This window comes from Paraflavitalea devenefica, from assembly GCF_011759375.1.
Classification (GTDB): Bacteria; Bacteroidota; Bacteroidia; order Chitinophagales; family Chitinophagaceae; genus Paraflavitalea; species Paraflavitalea devenefica.
Genome location: NZ_JAARML010000017.1, coordinates 1 through 1,806 on the forward strand (window position 1 = coordinate 1; position 1,806 = coordinate 1,806).

Annotated in this window: 1 protein-coding gene; it reads left to right on the forward strand. The window is 45.2% G+C overall.

Translation table 11 applies throughout. The features are described from left to right. The first annotated feature begins 121 nt into the window (after positions 1 to 121). Positions 122 to 1,666 carry an IS1182 family transposase gene (locus tag HB364_RS32840; protein ID WP_167292698.1) on the forward strand — a complete coding sequence of 515 codons (1,545 nt, stop codon included), beginning with the start codon at positions 122 to 124 and terminating at the stop codon, positions 1,664 to 1,666. Positions 1,667 to 1,806: the final 140 nt, after the last annotated feature.

Below are 1,806 nucleotides of genomic sequence, written 5' to 3' on the forward strand. Positions count from 1 at the left end.
AGGCCGTCTCAAAAGTAATTGAGGCGGCTTCTTTATTTTAGGAGTACGGTTATTCACATATCTGTATAAAAAGACGTGATGCGTTCAAGGGTTTAGTATTGTTTTTGTGGCATGATCTGGCATGGCCAGAGGTAAAACACTACAAGTCGTTTTTAAGCAAAACTTCCAGAACCAGGGGATGTTACTGCCCCCTGATCTGAACGATCTGATCGCTCAAAACCATCCTGTACGGGTTGTGCATGCAGTGCTTGAGAAAGTGGATATCAGCCTGTTAGTCCAACAATACAAGCCTGGTGGCACCAGCAGTTATCATCCGCGTATGCTGCTCAAGGTCCTGGTATTTGCCTATATCAACAACATCTACAGTAGCCGTAAAATAGAAGAAGCAGTCTCGCAGAATATCAACTTCATGTGGTTGGCCGGCATGAGCAAGCCTGATCACAACACCATCAACCGCTTCCGTGGGCAGCGGCTGCAAAAGAGCCTGCAGCCGATCTTTACCCAGGTAGTATTACTGCTGTGTGAAGAAGGGCTATTAAGCATTAAGGACCTGTATACAGATGGCACCAAAATAGAAGCTAATGCCAACCGCTACACCTTTGTCTGGGGCAATTCTATCAAGACCAACAGGGAGAAGATGAAGCAGCAGTTGGGTGAGCTATGGCAATATGCACAGTCAGTAGCGGCATCAGAACTGGACGATACTGATCCTACAGGCTTTGACAAGATAGACAGTGAGAAGATGACCCAGACCATTGATACTATTAATGCGGCATTGAAGGATAAAGAAGTGGACAAAGGCATAAAGCAAAAACTCAATTACGCAAAAAAGCACTGGCCTGCTGCACTGGACAAATACGACAAACAGGAAAAGGTATTGGGAGAGAACAGAAGTAGCTATAGTAAGACAGACACTGATGCCACCTTTATGCGGATGAAGGAAGACCACATGAGAAATGGCCAGTTAAAGCCTGCTTATAACGTACAGATCAGCACCAACAGCCAATATATAGCCTCTTATAGTGTTCACCAGAACACAACAGATACCAATACCTTGATCGATCATGTCAGCCGGCATATTAAGCAGTTTGGACAGAAGCCCAACAATATAACAGCTGATGCTGGTTATGGCAGTGAACAGAACTACCAGTGGCTGGAGAAAAAAAGGATCACTGCCTATATCAAGTATAACCAGTTCGACCGGATGCAAAATGAGAAGATCCGCAACAAGAAGCCGTTTGCTGTTGACCGGCTGGAGTATGACGCAGAAAACAACCAGTACCTATGTCCAATAGGCGAGCCAATGAAGCACAAGGGTTGGAAGATCGAAGAGACCAAAGGAGGATACCCACAGATCATTGATAGCTTCCAGGCCAGAAAATGTAAAGGCTGCTTCTTAAATGGCGTCTGCAACACTCAAAAAGGTGACCGGGTAATAGAAGTGTCCCTGAATAATGTCCGGTTGAAACAGGGGGCAGAAAAGCGACTAAAGAGCACGCGGGGCTTACAGAAGAGAAAACAACGCTGCTTCGATACCGAACCGGTGTTTGGCAATATCAAACACAACCACCAGTTCAAGAGATTTATGTTGCGGGGTATTGAAAAAGTAACGGTAGAGACCGGCTTACTGGCCCTGGCGCACAACTTAAGAAAGAAAGCAGCCTGAAAAACAGGCAAGCCTGCTTCAAAAAACTTCCATCCTTAGTTATTCCCCCAGAATTTTATTCTTCCAGGAGCTTCCTTCTATTACACACCATATATCGTCCTAAAATGAAAAAAGACCGTCTCATTCTTTTGAGACGGCCT

Coding starts and splice junctions, on each gene's coding strand:
- HB364_RS32840 (WP_167292698.1), top strand. CDS start 122: ATGGCCAGAGGTAAAACACTACAAGTCGTTTTTAAGCAAAACTTCCAG.